This window comes from Methanosarcina sp. 2.H.A.1B.4, assembly GCF_000979385.1.
Classification (GTDB): Archaea; Halobacteriota; Methanosarcinia; order Methanosarcinales; family Methanosarcinaceae; genus Methanosarcina.
Window position 1 is genome coordinate 1 of sequence record NZ_JJOV01000034.1, and the last position, 17,439, is coordinate 17,439.

The window sequence follows — 17,439 nt, forward strand, 5'->3', positions numbered from 1 at the left end:
GCCTTCATTTATGCTGCTATGATCCATATAATGAGCAGAAGACTGGCTAATATAGTAACTTTACCCGAATGAAAAATGAATATTCAGACAGCCTCTAAGAACAAAAGCTATCCCGTCAAACCCAGAAAGAAACAAAATCAAACAATTCAAACCCTTATTAAATATGTAAAAATCTCTTCCGTTTTATATCATCAACTGTTTCCTGGCATGGGGTTATCAAAGTCCGGTCTGCCAAAGCACGGTGGCAAAATCCGGGTTGAAAAAAAAGTTGGAGAAGGTAGGATTTTCACATTTGTGCTCCCCCTTGATCCGAAAGACCATATAATTATCGGGGATAAAAGACAGACAGGGAATTTGTTCCTGTCTTCACTTATATTACTTTTAACTGTCAAAGTTGGGATGCAATTAGCCATATAAGCCGTGTGGCTGTCGAAAATTGTGGGGTTTTGTTACATGTTAAATTGCCGGAAAGCCGCAGGAGTGGAGGGTGGTATTCTATTCAAACCGGAAAATGCCGTAAGTTACAAAAACTACCCTCTCAGCTTACGTTTGTTTTATAAAAAAGTAGCTATAAAATTAAAGCCGCATATTACCCTTATACGAGTGTACAAAAATCACAAAAATAAAAACGTAATTAAAAATAAAGAGTGATAAAAATAAAAACGAAACAAAACTTGAAAAGTAATAAAACTGTAAAACATCAAACTTAAAAATTAACATCAATAAAAGAATAATAAAAATTACGAAGCAATAGAAGTTAGAAGAAAATAAAATGGGAAGAGCCTGAAAATATGTTTCAGAGGCTCATGCACTAACATCCTTTCTGAGGATGTAAGCAACCATTTCAGGGTTCAGTTTGCTTTCCCTTGAGACTTTTTCTTCAATAGCCTCAGTGGATTTACCTTCAATCTTCAGTTCCTTTATCTCCTCAATTATAGAGGTAGGAATACGGTAATATTCGTTTATGTCCTTTCTGTGGCCCCAGACATCTCCTTCTATGAGCTGGATACGCTGCATTTCAAGGAACATTTCTATGGACTTTGAGACCGTGCGCCTGTATGATTTCGGTAACTGTATAACCTCAATCTTCGGGCAGTTCTCGACCAGGGAAAAAATGTCCTTGTTCGAAGGCCTAAAAGCCAGATGAACTATTCTTTCGTTTGGATTTAAAGTAAAGATTTCTTCTCTAGAACTCACAACCCTTATTTTCAAAGTTTGTCCTCCCTATTTATTGATTTTTTTTATTTGATAGTAAAAAATTCTTCATTAAATATTTTTCTATAATTACAGGATTTATTTAGAGAGAACTAGTATTTACATTCTTTCATTTATTTTTGTATATTTTATAAACCAACAATATAAATCGATATGAGTAGCACATGTTAATTTAGCAAATGAATAAATAGTCACTCAGACATTCTGAAAAGCATGAGGAACAAAATCAACAAAAAATCAGAATATTATCAAAACAATATTTGTTTTGTCGCAGGTCAGGGCATTTTCAATATTTTGTTATGTAACTTGATAAATTCCAGCTGAAACCGGCATATTATGAATACATTCTTTGGATCTCTCATTTGCTAAAGGTCTCAATAGATCCAATCCTCCACTTATTTACTATTATAAAGTTATGGTTAAACTGAGAATATATATTCAACTATCCAGATATATTCAACTATCCGGATTATACATATATAATTCCTAAAATGTGTTAATTTCCAGCTAAAACTTCAGCGAACTCTTATAGTCTCCTGGCATTTTTCAGAACCGAATTTTTCTGTATTCAATTGGACACTCTTTTTTAAATAAAAGAAGGGTATCTGGAGAAAACTGAACAGGTATCGGTTTTCCCTGGATCTTACTTTAGTCTGTTATCTATAGAACAATCTTTAATAAAGTTATCCATTTAGTACAGTAGTTCAGAAGAGCTACAGTGTCAGGAAGAACTACAGGAACTGCAGAACCGAGAATAGGGTTTGAAGAATATAATGGGTAGCGGATGATGAAAAGAATGTTGGGGAAGTGAACGGGGTTCATCTCCAAGCTAAAGCATAGGAGCTTTCGCCCTCCTTTCTCGGAAGGAAAATCCACTTAAAATAGAGTGGTACTGCTTCGGGAAGAGATAGAAAAACTTCACCGAAGAAAACCAGCACCTTTTTCAGTCAAATTGAAGAACTTCAAGAAAGCATCGGCACAACAAATTTAGCTACTCCATAAAGAAGTAACAGAAGCAAAAGCTGAATGAAGATCACATCAAGATAGTAACCTTTTGCCTTCATTCCGTTTGGTCTGTCATCCTCATTAGTCGGCTCTTGTTTCCTTTTTTTCGCGCCATTGTCGCCTATCTGAGATTTCATTCCTTCTATCACTTGAGACCACCTTGAATCCGATTTTATATCCTTTTTGAGTATATACAACTCTTTAGTCGCATCATCTTCAAATTGTAGGGGTAAAAGTAAATTTCACATATTTACTGAAAATTTAAGAATTTAACAAGGTATGAAAAACATGCTCAAAAGGCACATTCAACTTCACAAATGTACGATAGAATTGTTGCATATTTTTCTGATTGGAAAATTCTCCCTTGAATTTAAAGATGATACCTTTAGTCTGATATTCATTTACTCTGCAATCAACCCGGAACTATTACTGGTACGATGAAATAGTAGACTATACACAGGATCACAATGAATAAAATGTGCATAAAAACCAGATCTACGACCCAGGCACTTACCCTAAACTTTCCCAAATTAGTTTTCCTCCTCAATTGATTATCTGGTTCTCGTTGATGTACAGGGGGTGACATCAAAAATTATATTATACTAAATAATTTTTTAAAGTTCGTGAGTTGTAGTAGATTCCAGTTAGTTAGAACACAATCCTATAAACAGTCGAGAAATACTGAAATTAATTATCCCTTCAAAATTAAATAAAACAAGACTGTAAAAAATATACAGTTTTTGTACAGTTCATATATGCAAAACTGCTTTTCACCTCACCTCCGATATTTAATCAACCTGATCTATATTATTCTAGATTAGTGGACAAGAAAGCCATCCTCCCTAAGCCTTTTCTGGCAGGAGTGTGGTAGCTTCGACCTCTGAAGCGATAAATCTTAATCCCATTATTATTGCGCAGCAGTAGGGGGAATTACGAACTAACCCTATTTTTATTACCTGAACTGGTAAGTCAGCCCGGAGCATCAGAAATATACCTATTAATTGCAAACCGCAAATTCGCCACCAGGCAAATTACGAGGGGGGTCATAAATATTCTCTATTTAATATAGTACATATTTTTTATATTATCTTCTGGAGATAATATGATTTAACTTATGTAAATATTTTATATAAATCTTTCTAAAAATTATTAGAAACTAAATATAGTATGATATAAAAAATAGATTTTTAATAATAATAGTAATTTTTTGAAAAATGAATTTTATACACTCCTTAATTTATTTATTTGCTCAGAAGTTACTTGAAATTCCTTTCTTTTATTAATCCCATAGATTACAGTTGTCCCAAAAAGACAGCTAAAAAACGATACTTATGGACATACCTCCTCATCTATCTGTGTAATCCCCCTAGTATCACATCAACAGTAAAAGGTCGTATAAAATTGATTGCAACTATTTAGAATCACTAAATCTTTGAGGATTGACGCGACACTAGAGTATGCTTTCTTGTCAGTTTGAATACCTCTTGTATGATTAGTCTTACAGATCTGAACTCTTTCGATCTGCTTATTAGCTCTCTAAATTTCACAATTATTCCATTGAAGCTATCTCAAAACTCAACCCATTTTCACAATTGGATAATGGACAACAATGGCTTTAAATTAAAAAAGGGAATTAGTCTAAAATACAGGTATTGATTAACCTAATAGTAGAATATATTATCAGAATTGTAGAATCAAATGTAGTTTTGAGACAGCCTGCGTTGTAGAATTCTATTTAATGTTTAGAATATCTTCATTAAAGAGATATGATAAGAGCGTCCCTCAGCATATTGAAAAGACCGACCAATCCTTACATAACACGGGGAAAAATATCGAAACTTAGAAAGTATGAAGTGTAAATAGAGAGAAATCTACAGGTAAAAACAAAAAATATTGAAAAAATTAGAATTTATTGGCTTTTGTGATATTATAACCAGTAAACTCCATTTTCCCGGAATCTGGGTCAATATAGACCATATTTGAAATGCTGGAGTAATAAGTGAAAAGTTCCCTTCCCCATTTGAGGGCGCTCTCCTCAGAACTTATAAGCATAGTCCCATCAAACCGCCCATTCTTGTCAAAGAGCCAGAGAGCCATAAAGGTGTTCGTTACAACAAGAGTAAGAGGGCCAATATGTCCGCTGCGCATGGAAATATTCATATTTTCGTGGCCGAGGAAACATTTAAATTGATCCGGAAAATCGTCGAAAAACTTATCAAAAACCTGTTCCGTAAGTACGAAAGAGACCTTTGCGTTCTTCTGGAGAAGCTTTGAAAAGATGCTGACTGTTTGAGGCTGAAAGGCGGAGCTTGCCATCATAACATATTTTGAAGCAAGAACATTTTCGACAACGTTCGGATGGAACTCAAAGAGACAATCTCTGTCTGCTTCCAGAAGCTCACAATGCTTCAGGTTTCCAATCCTCTTTCTCATATGATACGGGATCTCACTAAGGTCACGGGTTTCCCAGTACTCATGGTTTTCTGCATAAATGTTGATAATATTCAGAAATTCCTCTATTTTTTCTACAATAAGAACCCCCATATCAGACAACTTATACATGTCTTCAATGGGATCATAGGTTACGAGATCCCATTTAAGAAGTTTCTTAATCTGGGGCATAAGAGCACTTGAATTGACATCAAGAGCCTCTTTTATTTCATCGATGTTCTTGGGTCCTTCTTTCAACAGAAGAACCAGTACGTTTTTTCTTTTTTCAGATAAGAAGATTGTTTTTATCAGGCATGATGGGTCCAATCTCAATCACCAGGAACTTATAACCACCTTCAGGGCAAAACGACAGCCTGAAAGGAACAACGCTATCGAATATTAACAGAAGAGAATAAGGAATATTAATTGAAATTTATAAACAACCTAATATAGGGATCTTGATATTAAAAAGTTATTATTTTTAAAGTATCAAAAGGTTATTAAACCCCAATTAGACAGACCCCACTAACTAATACATTATTTCCCCACATAAAACGCATTGTATCGGCATAATGTTGATAAAAAAGGAAAAGGCAAACAGTCAAAAAAACACGATGTAACTTTGAATTGTAAGACGAAAACAGAATCATGAAACCCATTAATACATTATGAAATGTATTATCATGTCAAATTCGGGTTAAACGATTATCCCGTGTCCCTTATTCTCCGAATATTTTACCAAATATTTCAGGAGATCAGCCATGAAAACCTCAGAAATGAAGATTTTGCAGATAAATAAGCCTGCGCAAGCACATTAAAATGGGAAATCTGTGCCTGCGCAGAGAGAGTACTGCAGGTCTTACGGCCTACTTGGGGGATATATGATGACAGTATATCTCGGAGAAGCAAGAAGTATACTGCCATCAGCGTGAAACACTGTACAACCTGACCGGCTCCTGCCAGGAAGTATGTAAATGAAGCTCTTCGCCTTTTTGCAGGTTTTTACTGCAAACTTACTGGACACATTTCAGTGTCTGAAACCACTCTGCTTTTCTAAAAGCCTATGCACATTTTTGGAAACTAACTGCTCCCGCAAAATGCGCGAAGAACCATTTACCTTGATTTCTGAATGAATACGGGTATTTTCGGGAAGACTGAGTGGTTTTGGATGCACTGGAAACTCTTTCTCTATCTTCTGGAAAATTTGCGTGTTTTTTACTCTGGAGGTTTTACACTTCTGAAGTTTAATCTCAACCATGGGGCAAACTTTTGAATTTCTTTATTAAAAGGTTGAGGAATAAGGTTATGAGAATAACATCAATCCCACTCCCCAACTGGCTAGCCTGAACACATAATTAACTATTGTTTACAGGCCAGCCCTGTCTCTGATACCTTCCTTTTTTCTCGATTCCTTTTTCTCGATTCCTTTTTCTCGATTCCTTTTTCTCGATTCCTTGTTTATCTATACCTCATCTATGAGATCCAACCGGCGAATCTCCGGCTTCTGTAACTTTTACAGGAGCTGTAGCCTTTTCTGCACCTTTTTCCTTGGAAACCAGAAGGCATAGGAAGGAAAATATCATGCATGCGAACATGAGGAGCCAGACGGATTTGTACTGGGCTACGGAAGCAACAGCTCCATCAGAGACATCCATCATCTTCCCGGTTATTGTCATGAAAATGGCTCCGCCAAGGAAGGGAAAGATATTATACGCACCTGTTGCAGTCCCCATGATCGATGGAGGGAACCATTCTTTTATCTGGGCATAGGATACGACGAAGAAACCCCCGAAGAACCCGAAGAGGAAGTGGATGAGGGTGTATGCGGCAGTACTGGTAATGTTTCCTGCCTGGGACCAGATGATTCCCCAGAGCACTATATATACTGCAGTGCCTGCAATAAGGACTTTCTTTCTGGACTTGAGCACTTTGTCAGAGAGGTAACCTGCAATCGGACAGCCGAAAATCATACCTATTGCTATGAAGGAAAGGACACCTGCATAGGTTCCCTTGTCCCAGCCGAGAACATCCCTGAAAAAGGGACCTCCCCATAATCCCTGATAGACCATCAGGCTTCCGTACATGAAGAAGAACCAGATGGACAGAGGCCAGAACTTCATTCCGGAGCTGAAAGTCTGCTTGAGGGCTTCTCCCATCGGAATCTTTGCAACGGCTTTCGGGGGAATGTATTTTTCACCCTTTTCGTAGGCTTCGATTTCTGCAATAGTCGGACAGCCCATATCTTCGGGTTTGTCCTTAACCAGCAAAAAGATAGCTAATGCGAGCAGCCCTGAAAATACACCCAGCATCAGGAAGACTTTCTGCCAATCTCCAAAGAATGCTGCTATTATAGCAAGGGGACCGGCGGCGCTCAGGGCTCCTATGTTTCCAATTGCGAGCAGGACTCCGGACATTGAAGCAAACTCATTCTTTTTAAACCAGATGGCAAGCACCTTCATTACAGGAATGTAGACCATTGCCACTCCGATTCCTATGAGAACCCTTCCGATAAGGACCATAGTGAAGTTGGTAGCAACTCCGGTAAGAACAGCTCCAACTGCGGCGAGCAGTGTGAAGACCCAGGCAGTCTTTTTTACACCCCAACTGTCACTTAAAATCCCACTTGGAAGTTGCATTGCCGTGTAAGCATAGAAGTAGGCTGAACCGAGCAGCCCTATAGATGCAGCCCCCACTCCAAAAGAATTCATAATGTCAGTCGCAACTATTGCGGTAGACACGCGGTGGAAATACACAAAGAAATATGCAAGGGCGAGAATAATAAACACCACCCAGCGATATTTCATTACTTTGCTTATTTTATTTTGATCAATTTCCATAGCCATCGCTCTCAATGATAATAATTTAGAACACAGATAATACAAGAGTAAATAAGGTACTTGAATCAGGCATCTTAAAAAAGATTGGCCTGAAACATATACCTCAGTTTCGGACCTCAGGAAGATACTAAAAAATCCATTATTCTTGAGATAGATCTCTTCCTGAGACAGCTTTCTTCTTCAAACAGGTTAATTCGTACTTCTTTCAATGTACTATCAAAGATTGTCTGCAGACCAGTCAGCTGCAGCTTTAACCCAGGTTCTGAGCCTGTCTGAAGTACTCAGGGGTGGGGTTCCGCATCCGAGCATGCTGGCTTTTGCTCCGCTGTCAAGCCCTTTTCTTGTTTCGTCAATAATCTGCTCTTCCGTGCCCTCGACCATCAGGAGAGGAGTCACATTCCCGACAACAGGCACATCCCCGGCGATCTTGGTTGCTTCCTTCATATTAACAGCCTGTTCCACACTGAGGCATTCTGCGCCTGTGGAAGCCATCCCTTCAATGATCGGGACAGTATCTCCGCAGATGTGAAGTTCCCAGGGGCATCCAAGGTGGTGCACAAAGTCACCGATCTCTTTTTCAGCAGGGACGGCTACCTGGTAGTAGAACTCAGGCATTACCAGGTTAGGAGATGCCGATGCATCCGAATAGTATAGTACGTCAGCTCCGGCTTCGACACAGGCCTCGGCATAGATCCTGTTAATCTCCAGGGCTATCGAAAGCCAGTCCTGCATTTTTTGCATTTGTTTTTCTTTCTGGAGGCACTTGATGCTGAGCATGGAAAGGTTCTCTGCACCCATGAGGTCTCCTGTAAGAGTTATGGGAGCAACGAGGAAAGCAGTAATTGCTGCATCAGGATATTTTTCCTTTGAGAGTTTGATGGCGTCAAGTGTGGTTTTTACATATTTATTTTCAAGGAAATTGTCATATTTTACCTCTTCAGGCTTGCTGAAAAAGCTCCTTACCGAAGGCTGAATATCAACCCTTCCCATCTTCACTTCAAGGCCAAGAGCTGCGGATTCTATGAACATACCAAAAGGTAGCACAATATTATCAAGCCCGGCGTCAGTATGCATCAGGCTTACAGTATTGACCATCATCTCTGCATCGCAGTGATAGTCCGGCCAGGAACTCACGCTCTTCTCTATATATTCCTTGACCATAGCAGAACCAGTCATCACCGGGACCCTGTCAACAGGTTTTCTGTCGAGCATTGCAAGGACCCTTTCTTTTGAGGTCATCTCAGATACCATGTTTTTTCTCCTTTTTTTACTCCGTTTATGCGTTTTTAACTCTCAGGTCAATTCTCAAACACCTGTTTAAAGTTCAATCCCATCTCACACTTTCAGATGGGAAATTAACAATTGATTCTTTCAGCCAGCTGGCTGCACTTGCTGCATCGTGAGGAGAGACATTTGCCCCTATCTGGGCTGCATACCCGGCTGTGATCGGAGCGCCGCCCACCATCACCAGTAGTTTGTCCCTGATGCCTTCATTTTCAAGTAGCTGGAGTACTTTTGGCATTTCGGCCATGGTTGTGGTCATCAGAGTGCTCATGGAAACTGCTGTTGCCTTATTCTCCCTGGCAGCTTCAATGAACCTGGAGGCAGGCACGTCGTTTCCAAGGTCCACGCAGTTGAAACCGTTTGCACTGAGGAGGGTCTTTACAAGGCTCTTCCCGATGTCATGGACATCACCTTCAACCGTTCCTATGACGACTGTTACTGGCTTTGAATTGCTGTTTTCATCCTGCTTCATATAGGGAGCAAGAAGGTCCATCCCGCCGTACATTGCAGCCGAAGCGATAAGAAGCTGGGGCACAAAAGCTTCTCCCTGTTCATATTTTTTCCCAATCAGACTCATACCTGCTGCTAGACCCTCTATAAGAGTCTTGAAAGGGTCTATGCCGATCTGAATTGCCACCTCTGTCCAGCCCCGGGTCATTTCCTCCTCGCCTTCCATTACCAGGAGAGAAAGTTTTTTGAGGGTAATTGCTTCCACATCAGCCCCGGTCTCCAGAAGCTTCTGGGTCAGCTCTTTGATTGTATCTTCGTCCTCATCTTCTGCTGCCTCATCCAGTTCTTCAATTAATTCCTGTACTTCTTCTGGTAGATCATCCATTTTTATACCTCTGGTTCGATTTGCTCATTAATATCCCGAATTTGACAGAATAATACATATTATAATGTATTAATGGACTTCAGGATTCTGTTTTCCTCTTACAATTCAAAGTTAGATCGTGTGTTTTTGGATAGTGATATTTGTCATTATTCAAACAGCATTGTGCCGCCACAATACGTTTGTAGAGAGGAAAGACTGTATTAGTTAGTAGGATCTGTCAAATTTGGGTAATATTCCACAACGAATAATATTCCACAATTATTGATACTCCATATTGCATCTGAAGCTGTACAGGGTAAAGATCCGGATCTTTTCCTTCTTCCAACAGAAAGCAATTAAATATTGTTTCAAAAATAGATATAATAACCGTCATCGTAAAAACTCATAACTTTAATAAAAAGACGGTCCTGATAAAAAAAGCACTGTATATATTAAAAATTATATATATCCAATATAATGAACAGCCATTTAAAAAACAAAGAGCCCCTGAAAAATAAACAGGTTAATTTTTGAAGTATCTCTCTATAAAACCTTCAAGCTTTGATGAATTAATAGCCCCATTTACAATATCAACGACGTTGATTTTCCAGCGTGGTGTTGATTTTCGGTCTGATATTGAATTCCAAATAGAACTATAAATATAAATTTCAGATTTATATTTAGTAACTGACCTTCCTCATAGTTACAAAGTATATATAAGTATCGAGAGGAGAACGGATATTCGGGCTTCAGCCTGCTGTTTTAAGTCATATTTTTCAATTTGAGAACCTTTTAGTAGGCATTCGAGGACCTTTTATTATGCTCCAGAGTTTTCGGCAGTGCATACTGCCCTCCAAACTAAAAATTCCTTACAGATAATAACCTGGCGTGACGGAGAATAAATCTGATGTTTGCAAATCACTGACTCTCTGCTCTATAAAATTAATAGGAAATAACATAACTTTTATTAAATGTTATACTTATTATATCCCAGAAACTAAGACTGTTGAGAGGCCCATGCATGGAAGACCCTGTTGTTGCAAAAATAAAAAATAAGTTTGATAAAAAAGGAAATCCGGTAAAGATTCCACTTATGAGCGGGAAGCAGTTCTTCGAAGCCCGAGCTGAAGAAGACGGAATCTACGTTGATAACCTGAAAAATCAGCCATTTCTCCCCTGGGAAATATTTTCCGAAGCCATTAATTTTTTGCAGGAAAATGGGGGGCAGGCGAAGAAAGGAAATGCAACAAACTCCAGGCTGGGAGATCCGAACCTTGATCTGAATACTATGGAAGGTTATATTGCCAGTAAAGTCTACGGCTGCAAGATCGGAGATAGCGTATTTAAGAGGATGACGCCAATAGCATCAATTCTTGCCTGGGCTGAAATCTGTGAAAACACAAGAGGACAGCTCTGCCTTCTTTCGGAAAAAAAAGAACTTCAAACCTCTGAGTCCAAAAAAGATCGTCCTGAAAAAGATATTTCTTTTACTCCATCAATGGAGGAAAGTAAAGAAAAAGCCGAGATAACTTCTCTTTACCCCCAGCTCTCAAACAGAGATACCGAGTTAAAAAGCCTGGAAATAAAACTTGAAGAAAGCCTGCAGAGAATAAAAGAGTTTGATGCACAGTTCACAGGCAAAACAGTAGAACTCAAAGAACTTGAAAAGCTTGTCTTCGAAAAGGAAGGTAAACTGGGGGAACTTGAGAAGGGGATCGTTGAAAAGAACGAACAAATAAAAAACCTTGAGGACAACATTGCTAAAAAAGATGGAGCTGTAAAGAATCTGGAGAATCAGCTTATTCAAAGAGATGAAGCAATAAAAGGACTCGAAGGCCGGATTACTCAAAACAGCAGCATTATTGAAGGACTTAAACTCAAACTGAACGAAAAAGAAGAGGCTATAAGTGTTTTTGAAACGGGGATTCAGGAAAAGGACTCAAAGCTTCAGGAATTCCTTGAAAAACTTGCCGATAAGGATACGGAAATAGGAAAACTTGAGTCAGAACTGAGTGAAAAAGAAAATGAAAGAAATAACCTTGATAGAGCACTCAAAGTAAAAGCTGAGGAAATAAGAGCACTTCATGAAAAATTCCTGGAAAAAGAAAGGACCATGGAAAAACTTGAAGAAAGCATCTCAGTAAAGGATAAGGACCTTAAGATTCTTGCCGAAGAGGTTATTGCAAAGAGTGGGGAAGTAAAGAGTATTGAAGAGAAACTCACCGGAAAAGAGAGAACGATAAACACATTAGAAGCCATGCTTGCCGCAAGCAACGAGAAAGTCAAAAAGCTTGAAAAACAACTTTCAGGATATGAAGGAGAAGAAAAACTGGCAGGGCAGCTCAGGGAAAAAGACGAGTTAATAAAACAGATCAAAGGAACACTTGTAAGCAAAGAAGAAGAAGTTTCCAGGCTCAATGACGAAAACAGGAAGTACAGAATGCAGCAGAAATTTGAAGCTGAAGGATTAAGACAGATAGAAGAACAGAAAGCCTCAAAGAAATGGTGGAAACGCCTGTAAGCCCGAAATAAAAATAGTTCCTTAACAAAAAGACTTCCTTAACAAAAAGACTTTCTTTATATAACATTTGTTTAAAATCGATTAAATTTTGTTTAGTCCAGGCCTTTCGGGGCATGTAGTAAGAAAAGAACTATGAAGCAGGTGAAGAACCATATCAGGGCTGATTTTCCTGAGACTTGTTATCTCCCCGATTATTTCTTCTTCAGTTCTCCCCTGAACCTCCAGTTCCTTTATCTTTTCAAGCACATAAGAAGGTATTACAAAATAATTATTAAGGTCATGCCAGTGCCCGCTGACATCCCCCTTTACCAGGTGAATTCCTGAAGATTCAAGGTACATTTTAATAAATTTAGAAAGTCCATCATAGGAAGATGCGGGAAGCTGAAGAATTTCAATTCCAGGACAGGTCTTGACCAGACTGAAGAGATCCCTGTCCGAGGGCCTAAAAGCAAGATGCACTGCATTCTCCCCGTGTTCCAGGTTAAGGATTTCATCCCTGCTGGTTACCACTCTAATCCGTATACTACCTAGCCCCATTTATGCTCCCACTCCTATGTAAGCATGGATCATTTATTTAATTTTGTATTTCTGTTTTTCGGATCAAATTTCAGTATGTTGAATTAGTAAACTCCAGATAGGAATCATCATAAGGGCAAAAGAAAATTTCCTGTCGGCGGAATTAAGTGCTTCTGACATCATTGAGTTCCTTTGGAATCTGTTCTAAGCCCGGCTGCTAGAGCCTGCCCAAAGGAAATGCAACCGTCTCCGCACGGAACATGGCGGTGTGTGAGAAATTCAAAGCCTTCTTCCTTCACAATTCCTGCAATGCATGAGGTGATATGGTCGTTGTAGGCAACCCCTCCACTCAGACCGACCTTTTCAAACCCATTTTTCGCAGCGAGGGAGATGGCAATTTCCGAGATTCCTTCTGCAAGGTTCTCTTCAACGGCAAACGCAAGATCAGCAGGGGAATACATTCCCCCGGAGAGTTCATAAACCCCCAGCAGGAGCTCAGTCGTATCAAGTATATGGGCTCCGGATTCTCCCCCTTTTCTGAAAACCAGAGGGAGGTCGGGCCTGTGAACACTTTTCTTTGCTGCAGACTCAAGCCTCATTGCCGGCTCTCCCTCATAAGTCCTCATTCTGCATATGCCCAAAAGCGCTGCAGCCGCATCCAGCACTCTCCCTGCGCTGCTGCTCATAGTAACATTGATATTTCTTTGAAGCTGCTGCATAACTGTAGAAAATTCCTGCCTGCCTCTGGGAAAGTAAAGAGGAAGTTTTTCCAGTTCTGCTTCTCCAAGCCTCCCTGAAAGCATACCAAGAACCATGCGGGAAGGATTTTTTACTGCGAGGTCTCCCCCGGGCATAGGCTGAGACAGCAGATTTCCCAGACGTTCATATCCGAAATACGATGACCCCAAAAATTCCCCTCCCCAGACTGTGCCATCCCTGCCGTACCCGGCTCCATCAAGGGCAATTCCCAGGACCCGGGAGTCTTCTGGCAGAGAATTGTCCGCCATGAGGGCAAGGATATGGGCGTAGTGGTGCTGGACCTGAAGTGTTTTTTTACCACCCCTGCTCATTGCAAGACGGGTTGTACTAAAAGCAGGGTGAAGGTCACAGCCCCAGTTGAGAGGGTCTATACCCGTAAGCCGGGCCAGGTGCTGGAAAACCTCAGAATGATACCTGAAGGTTTCCACATAGCTGGTATTTCCGATATACTGGGAGATGTAAGCCAATTTTCCTTTTGCAAGGGTTACTGTCGAGTTCATTTCAGCTCCTACTCCCGCAGAAGCTCCAACTTCGAAAGGCAACTCCAAAGGTTCAGGAACAAACCCTCTGGAACGCCGGATAAAAGCCTTCTTTCCGTTCACAACCCGGATAACCGTATCATCGTTCCTGTTTGCAATAACCCTGTTATGCAACAGGTGAAAATCCACAATCCCTTTGAGTTTTTCAAGTGCTTCTTCATTTTCAACAACCATGGGCCTTCCGGGAAGGTTTGCCGAAGTCATAACGTATACAGAATCCGGCATGAGGTCAAAAAGCAGGTTCTGTGTGCCTGTATAGGGAAGCATGACCCCAATGTTATGCAGGTTCGGAGAAACTGATTCTGCCAGTTTGAACTCCTTTGATTTGGGAAGCACGGTTATAGGGCGGCGGAAAGATATGAGGCATTTCCGACCTGCATCTCCAGGTTCTGCAAAGGACTCGACAACCGTTGGATCTTTTGCCATTACCGCGAAAGGCTGCTCCGAACGCCCAAGTCTCCTTCTAAGCTCCTGCACGGGCTCTTCCTTTCGGGCATTGCAGACGATATGAAAACCTCCGAACCCCTTGACAGAAAGAATTAAGCCCTGCTGGAGAAGGTCAGAAGCTTTTGCAATTGCTTCATAACTCTTTGCGAGCACTTTTCCCTGAGAATCCGAAAGCCAGATTTCCGGCCCGCATTTCGGACAACAGACAGGCTGGGCATGATGCCTCCGGTTGAGAGGATCAGTATATTCTACTTCACATTCCCTGCAAAGAGGAAAATCTGCCATTGTAGTATTTTCCCGGTCATAGGGAAGGGCACGAACTGTTGTATAGCGAGGGCCGCAGTTTGTACAGACGGCAAAAGGATAATGATAGTACCTGGAAGAAGGATCAAAGATTTCCAGCTTGCATTCCTCACAGATAGCCGTATCAGGAGGAATTATGGAATTTTCAAACGTTCCGGGTTCACTCTGAATGATAACGAACTCCGGACAGCCAGAAAAAGAGACAGTATTTATTTCTATATTCGTAATCCTGGCAAGTGGAGGTTTTTTTTCAGGAAGGTCATTAAGGAAACTTTCAAGGTTTGCCTTTTTTCCCTCGATAAGGATCTCCACATGGTTTCCAAGATTTTTCACGTGCCCTGAAAGCCTGTGGAATTTTGCAAGCTGATATATGAAGGGGCGAAAGCCGACACCCTGCACTGTGCCGGTCACATGAAGAAGTCTGGCTTCGTTTTGCATAAGGAAATTAGGATTGATATTCGTCGTTAAAATAGCTTTCTAATAATAAGCAGACCAGAGAAAGAGAAATAATAATCCTAAAAAAATAATATGTTGTGCCGAATTCAGAAAAAATAACCGCCCTGAAGTTCAGGTTACGGTAAAATTTGGAAAGATCGTTTTTAAGATAATAATGAACCCGAAAACCATCATTAGAAGGGAGATCAGCCAGGCTGCCTGCAGCAGACGAGCCTGGTTTTCGGGTTCACCCAGTTTAAGTACCGCTCTTTCAATCATATTTGATTGATCGTCGCATCCTGCCATTTTGAATCAAGCTTGATTTTTCATTCTCTCCTTGACTCTCTTCAGCCGGGAAGTACCCTCCCTTTCCATCTCCTCAAGGGTAAAACGAATGTACTTCATGGTTGCAATGAGATCGGGAATAACTTTGAATTCGAGAGCGTTTACACGCCTCTTGGTCTTCTCAATTTCATTAAGAAGCCTTTTCATTGTTGTTTCCAGTTCTGCAGCGGTAATAATCTTCTCTACCAGATCCTCATAGGCTTCTGCAGTCTCATCGATATACGAGTTTGTACCGATGATACCGTAACCCCTCTCATAGAGGGATTTGCGAACTCCAGTAGAGCTGATCTTTGGCACCACAACACCCATGATGTTATGCCCTGAAAGCTGGATTTCGGGGGATTGTTTTGCTGTAAAAGCAGTTGACCTAACAGCAACCATTCCGTTAACAGCACAGGCGAGATTTATTTTTCCCACACCGTTTTCATAAGCGGCATCCAGCTCTGTCCTGACGTTCCTTGCCTCGTTAAGAATCTTAAAGAACTCAAGAATAAGACCATCTCTCTTCATCTTAAGGAGCTTGTGCCCACTTTCAGAGAGCTTGATTTTCTTCTTGAGCTCAATTAGCTCCGACCGAGTTGGTTTTACGTCTTGAGCCATGACAATCACTGACCCTTTTTGTGTGCAGGATGGTATTTCTGGATGTACTTGTTGTCAATCCTACCCAGCTGGTTTTCAGGTAGGTGCGCAAGAATCTTCCATCCGACGTCCAGAGTCTCTGCAATTGTCCTGTTTTCGTTTCTGCCCTGTGTAACGAAATTCTGTTCGAAGAGGTCGGCAAACTCAAGGAATTTAACATCTCTATCAGACAGAGCTTCTTTACCGACGATAGCCACGAGACCTCTCAGGTCACGCCCTTCTGCATAACCTGCATACATCTGGTCAGAAACGGCCTTGTGGTCTTCCCTTGTCTTGCCTGCTCCGATACCGGAGTTCATCAGCCTTGACAGGGATGGCAGCACATTGATTGGCGGATAGATACCTTTTCTATGCAGTTCTCTTGAAACCACAATCTGGCCTTCAGTAATATATCCGGACAGGTCAGGAATCGGGTGGGTAATATCGTCACCAGGCATAGAAAGAATCGGAATCTGAGTAACTGATCCCTTTGCGCCTTTGACAATACCTGCACGCTCGTAAAGAGTTGCAAGGTCAGTGTACATGTAACCTGGATATCCACGGCGGCCAGGGATTTCGTTACGGGCAGCGCCCATCTGACGGAGAGCTTCTGCATAGTTGGTAATATCAGTCAGAATGACAAGAACGTGCATGCCGTGTTCATATGCTAGATATTCAGCTGCAGTCAGAGCCATACGCGGAGTGACGATACGTTCGACAGCAGGGTCATCTGCCAGGTTCAGGAACACAACAGCCCTTTCAAGAGCCCCGGTCTTTTCGAAGTCGCTCATGAAGTACTGGGCTTCTTCATTGGTAATACCCATTGCTGCGAAAACTACTGCGAAAGCCGCTTCTGATCCAGGCACAGCCGCCTGCCTTGCGATCTGCAGGGCAATTTCGTTGTGTGGGAGACCTGAAGCGGAGAAAATAGGCAGCTTCTGTCCACGAACCAGGGTGTTTGTTCCGTCGATTGTGGAGATGCCAGTCTGGATGAAATCCTTTGGAGGCAACCTGGCATATGGGTTCATTGCAGCTCCGTTGATGTCCAGAAGCTGGTCAGGAACAATCCTGGGCCCGCCGTCAAGAGGTTCTCCTGAACCTGAAAGGATCCTACCGAGAAGGTCGATGGATGCAGGGAGCTTCAGGGTTTCCCCTGTGAAAACTACACCGCAATTCTTGTCCAGACCAGTAGTACCTTCAAAAATCTGGATAACCACTATGTCCGCTGAAGAGTCCAGCACCTCGCCTCTGCGGGTGGTTCCGTCAGGCAGGTTGACAGTAACGATTTCTTTATAGCCTACAGGCTCTGTTTTTTCAACAAAGACTAGAGGTCCTGCAATCTGAGTTATTGTCTTATATTCTTTTACCATG

General features: G+C 41.1%; 14 protein-coding genes. 2 read left to right on the forward strand and 12 right to left on the reverse strand.

Going from position 1 to position 17,439, the window contains the following annotated elements; all coding sequences use genetic code 11:
* Window positions 1-75 precede the first annotated feature (75 nt).
* Window positions 76-417, forward strand: coding sequence for a HAMP domain-containing histidine kinase (locus tag EO92_RS05720; RefSeq protein ID WP_048169966.1), 342 nt, complete (start codon window positions 76-78; stop codon window positions 415-417).
* Between the two features lie 387 nt (window positions 418-804).
* Here EO92_RS05720 and EO92_RS05730 read toward each other — a convergent pair whose 3' ends face one another.
* The 7 genes from EO92_RS05730 to EO92_RS05760 all read right to left on the reverse strand — a co-directional run bounded on the left by EO92_RS05730 (window position 805) and on the right by EO92_RS05760 (window position 9,606).
* Entirely contained in the window at window positions 805-1,212 is a 408-nt protein-coding gene (locus EO92_RS05730) for a DUF1699 family protein (RefSeq protein ID WP_048135963.1), read from the reverse strand.
* Between the two features lie 965 nt (window positions 1,213-2,177).
* Complete coding sequence (locus EO92_RS05735; protein WP_048135965.1) at window positions 2,178-2,369, reverse strand: hypothetical protein; 192 nt, start codon at window positions 2,367-2,369, stop codon at window positions 2,178-2,180.
* 1,753 nt (window positions 2,370-4,122) lie between these two features.
* Window positions 4,123-4,977, reverse strand: a complete 855-nt coding sequence (locus tag EO92_RS05740) for a winged helix-turn-helix domain-containing protein (RefSeq protein ID WP_052733606.1) — start codon at window positions 4,975-4,977, stop codon at window positions 4,123-4,125.
* A gap of 700 nt (window positions 4,978-5,677) precedes the next feature.
* Window positions 5,678-5,908, reverse strand: a complete 231-nt coding sequence (locus tag EO92_RS05745; RefSeq protein WP_048169968.1) for a hypothetical protein — start codon at window positions 5,906-5,908, stop codon at window positions 5,678-5,680.
* Between the two features lie 211 nt (window positions 5,909-6,119).
* Window positions 6,120-7,487 (reverse strand): MFS transporter, encoded by a 1,368-nt coding sequence (locus EO92_RS05750; protein ID WP_048169970.1) that lies wholly within the window; start codon window positions 7,485-7,487, stop codon window positions 6,120-6,122.
* A 216-nt stretch (window positions 7,488-7,703) separates the two neighbouring features.
* Window positions 7,704-8,738, reverse strand: coding sequence for a uroporphyrinogen decarboxylase family protein (locus EO92_RS05755; RefSeq protein WP_048169972.1), 1,035 nt, complete (start codon window positions 8,736-8,738; stop codon window positions 7,704-7,706).
* A gap of 73 nt (window positions 8,739-8,811) precedes the next feature.
* Window positions 8,812-9,606, reverse strand: a complete 795-nt coding sequence (locus tag EO92_RS05760) for a corrinoid protein (protein WP_048169974.1) — start codon at window positions 9,604-9,606, stop codon at window positions 8,812-8,814.
* Window positions 9,607-10,606: 1,000 nt separating this feature from the next.
* On the opposite strand from EO92_RS05760, the gene EO92_RS05765 reads away from it, so the two are divergent.
* The gene (locus EO92_RS05765; RefSeq protein ID WP_048169976.1) at window positions 10,607-12,106 is read left to right on the forward strand and encodes a hypothetical protein; all 1,500 of its coding nucleotides are present in this window, start codon (window positions 10,607-10,609) and stop codon (window positions 12,104-12,106) included.
* Window positions 12,107-12,187: 81 nt separating this feature from the next.
* Here EO92_RS05765 and EO92_RS05770 read toward each other — a convergent pair whose 3' ends face one another.
* The 5 genes from EO92_RS05770 to EO92_RS05790 form a co-directional block, all read right to left on the reverse strand.
* Window positions 12,188-12,643 (reverse strand): DUF1699 family protein, encoded by a 456-nt coding sequence (locus EO92_RS05770; protein WP_048135976.1) that lies wholly within the window; start codon window positions 12,641-12,643, stop codon window positions 12,188-12,190.
* Between the two features lie 158 nt (window positions 12,644-12,801).
* Window positions 12,802-15,108, reverse strand: coding sequence for a carbamoyltransferase HypF (gene hypF / locus EO92_RS05775; protein WP_048169978.1), 2,307 nt, complete (start codon window positions 15,106-15,108; stop codon window positions 12,802-12,804).
* Window positions 15,109-15,237: 129 nt separating this feature from the next.
* Window positions 15,238-15,411: a hypothetical protein gene (locus EO92_RS18225; RefSeq protein WP_048135980.1), complete on the reverse strand. Its 174-nt coding sequence runs from the start codon at window positions 15,409-15,411 to the stop codon at window positions 15,238-15,240.
* 6 nt (window positions 15,412-15,417) lie between these two features.
* Window positions 15,418-16,050, reverse strand: a complete 633-nt coding sequence (locus EO92_RS05785) for a V-type ATP synthase subunit D (RefSeq protein ID WP_200895057.1) — start codon at window positions 16,048-16,050, stop codon at window positions 15,418-15,420.
* 5 nt (window positions 16,051-16,055) lie between these two features.
* The gene (locus tag EO92_RS05790; protein WP_048169979.1) at window positions 16,056-17,438 is read right to left on the reverse strand and encodes an ATP synthase subunit B; all 1,383 of its coding nucleotides are present in this window, start codon (window positions 17,436-17,438) and stop codon (window positions 16,056-16,058) included.
* Between the last annotated feature and the right edge of the window lies 1 nt (window position 17,439).

What these genes read in the sequence shown, in the direction of transcription:
- EO92_RS05785 (WP_200895057.1), bottom strand. Translation starts at nt 16,050, where the DNA reads ATGGCTCAAGACGTAAAACCAACTCGGTCGGAGCTAATTGAGCTCAAG.
- EO92_RS05790 (WP_048169979.1), bottom strand. Translation starts at nt 17,438, where the DNA reads ATGGTAAAAGAATATAAGACAATAACTCAGATTGCAGGACCTCTAGTC.
- EO92_RS05745 (WP_048169968.1), bottom strand. Translation starts at nt 5,908, where the DNA reads ATGGTTGAGATTAAACTTCAGAAGTGTAAAACCTCCAGAGTAAAAAAC.
- EO92_RS18225 (WP_048135980.1), bottom strand. Translation starts at nt 15,411, where the DNA reads ATGGCAGGATGCGACGATCAATCAAATATGATTGAAAGAGCGGTACTT.
- EO92_RS05770 (WP_048135976.1), bottom strand. Translation starts at nt 12,643, where the DNA reads ATGGGGCTAGGTAGTATACGGATTAGAGTGGTAACCAGCAGGGATGAA.
- EO92_RS05720 (WP_048169966.1), top strand. Translation starts at nt 76, where the DNA reads ATGAATATTCAGACAGCCTCTAAGAACAAAAGCTATCCCGTCAAACCC.
- EO92_RS05750 (WP_048169970.1), bottom strand. Translation starts at nt 7,487, where the DNA reads ATGGAAATTGATCAAAATAAAATAAGCAAAGTAATGAAATATCGCTGG.
- EO92_RS05760 (WP_048169974.1), bottom strand. Translation starts at nt 9,606, where the DNA reads ATGGATGATCTACCAGAAGAAGTACAGGAATTAATTGAAGAACTGGAT.
- EO92_RS05765 (WP_048169976.1), top strand. Translation starts at nt 10,607, where the DNA reads ATGGAAGACCCTGTTGTTGCAAAAATAAAAAATAAGTTTGATAAAAAA.
- hypF (WP_048169978.1), bottom strand. Translation starts at nt 15,108, where the DNA reads ATGCAAAACGAAGCCAGACTTCTTCATGTGACCGGCACAGTGCAGGGT.
- EO92_RS05755 (WP_048169972.1), bottom strand. Translation starts at nt 8,738, where the DNA reads ATGGTATCTGAGATGACCTCAAAAGAAAGGGTCCTTGCAATGCTCGAC.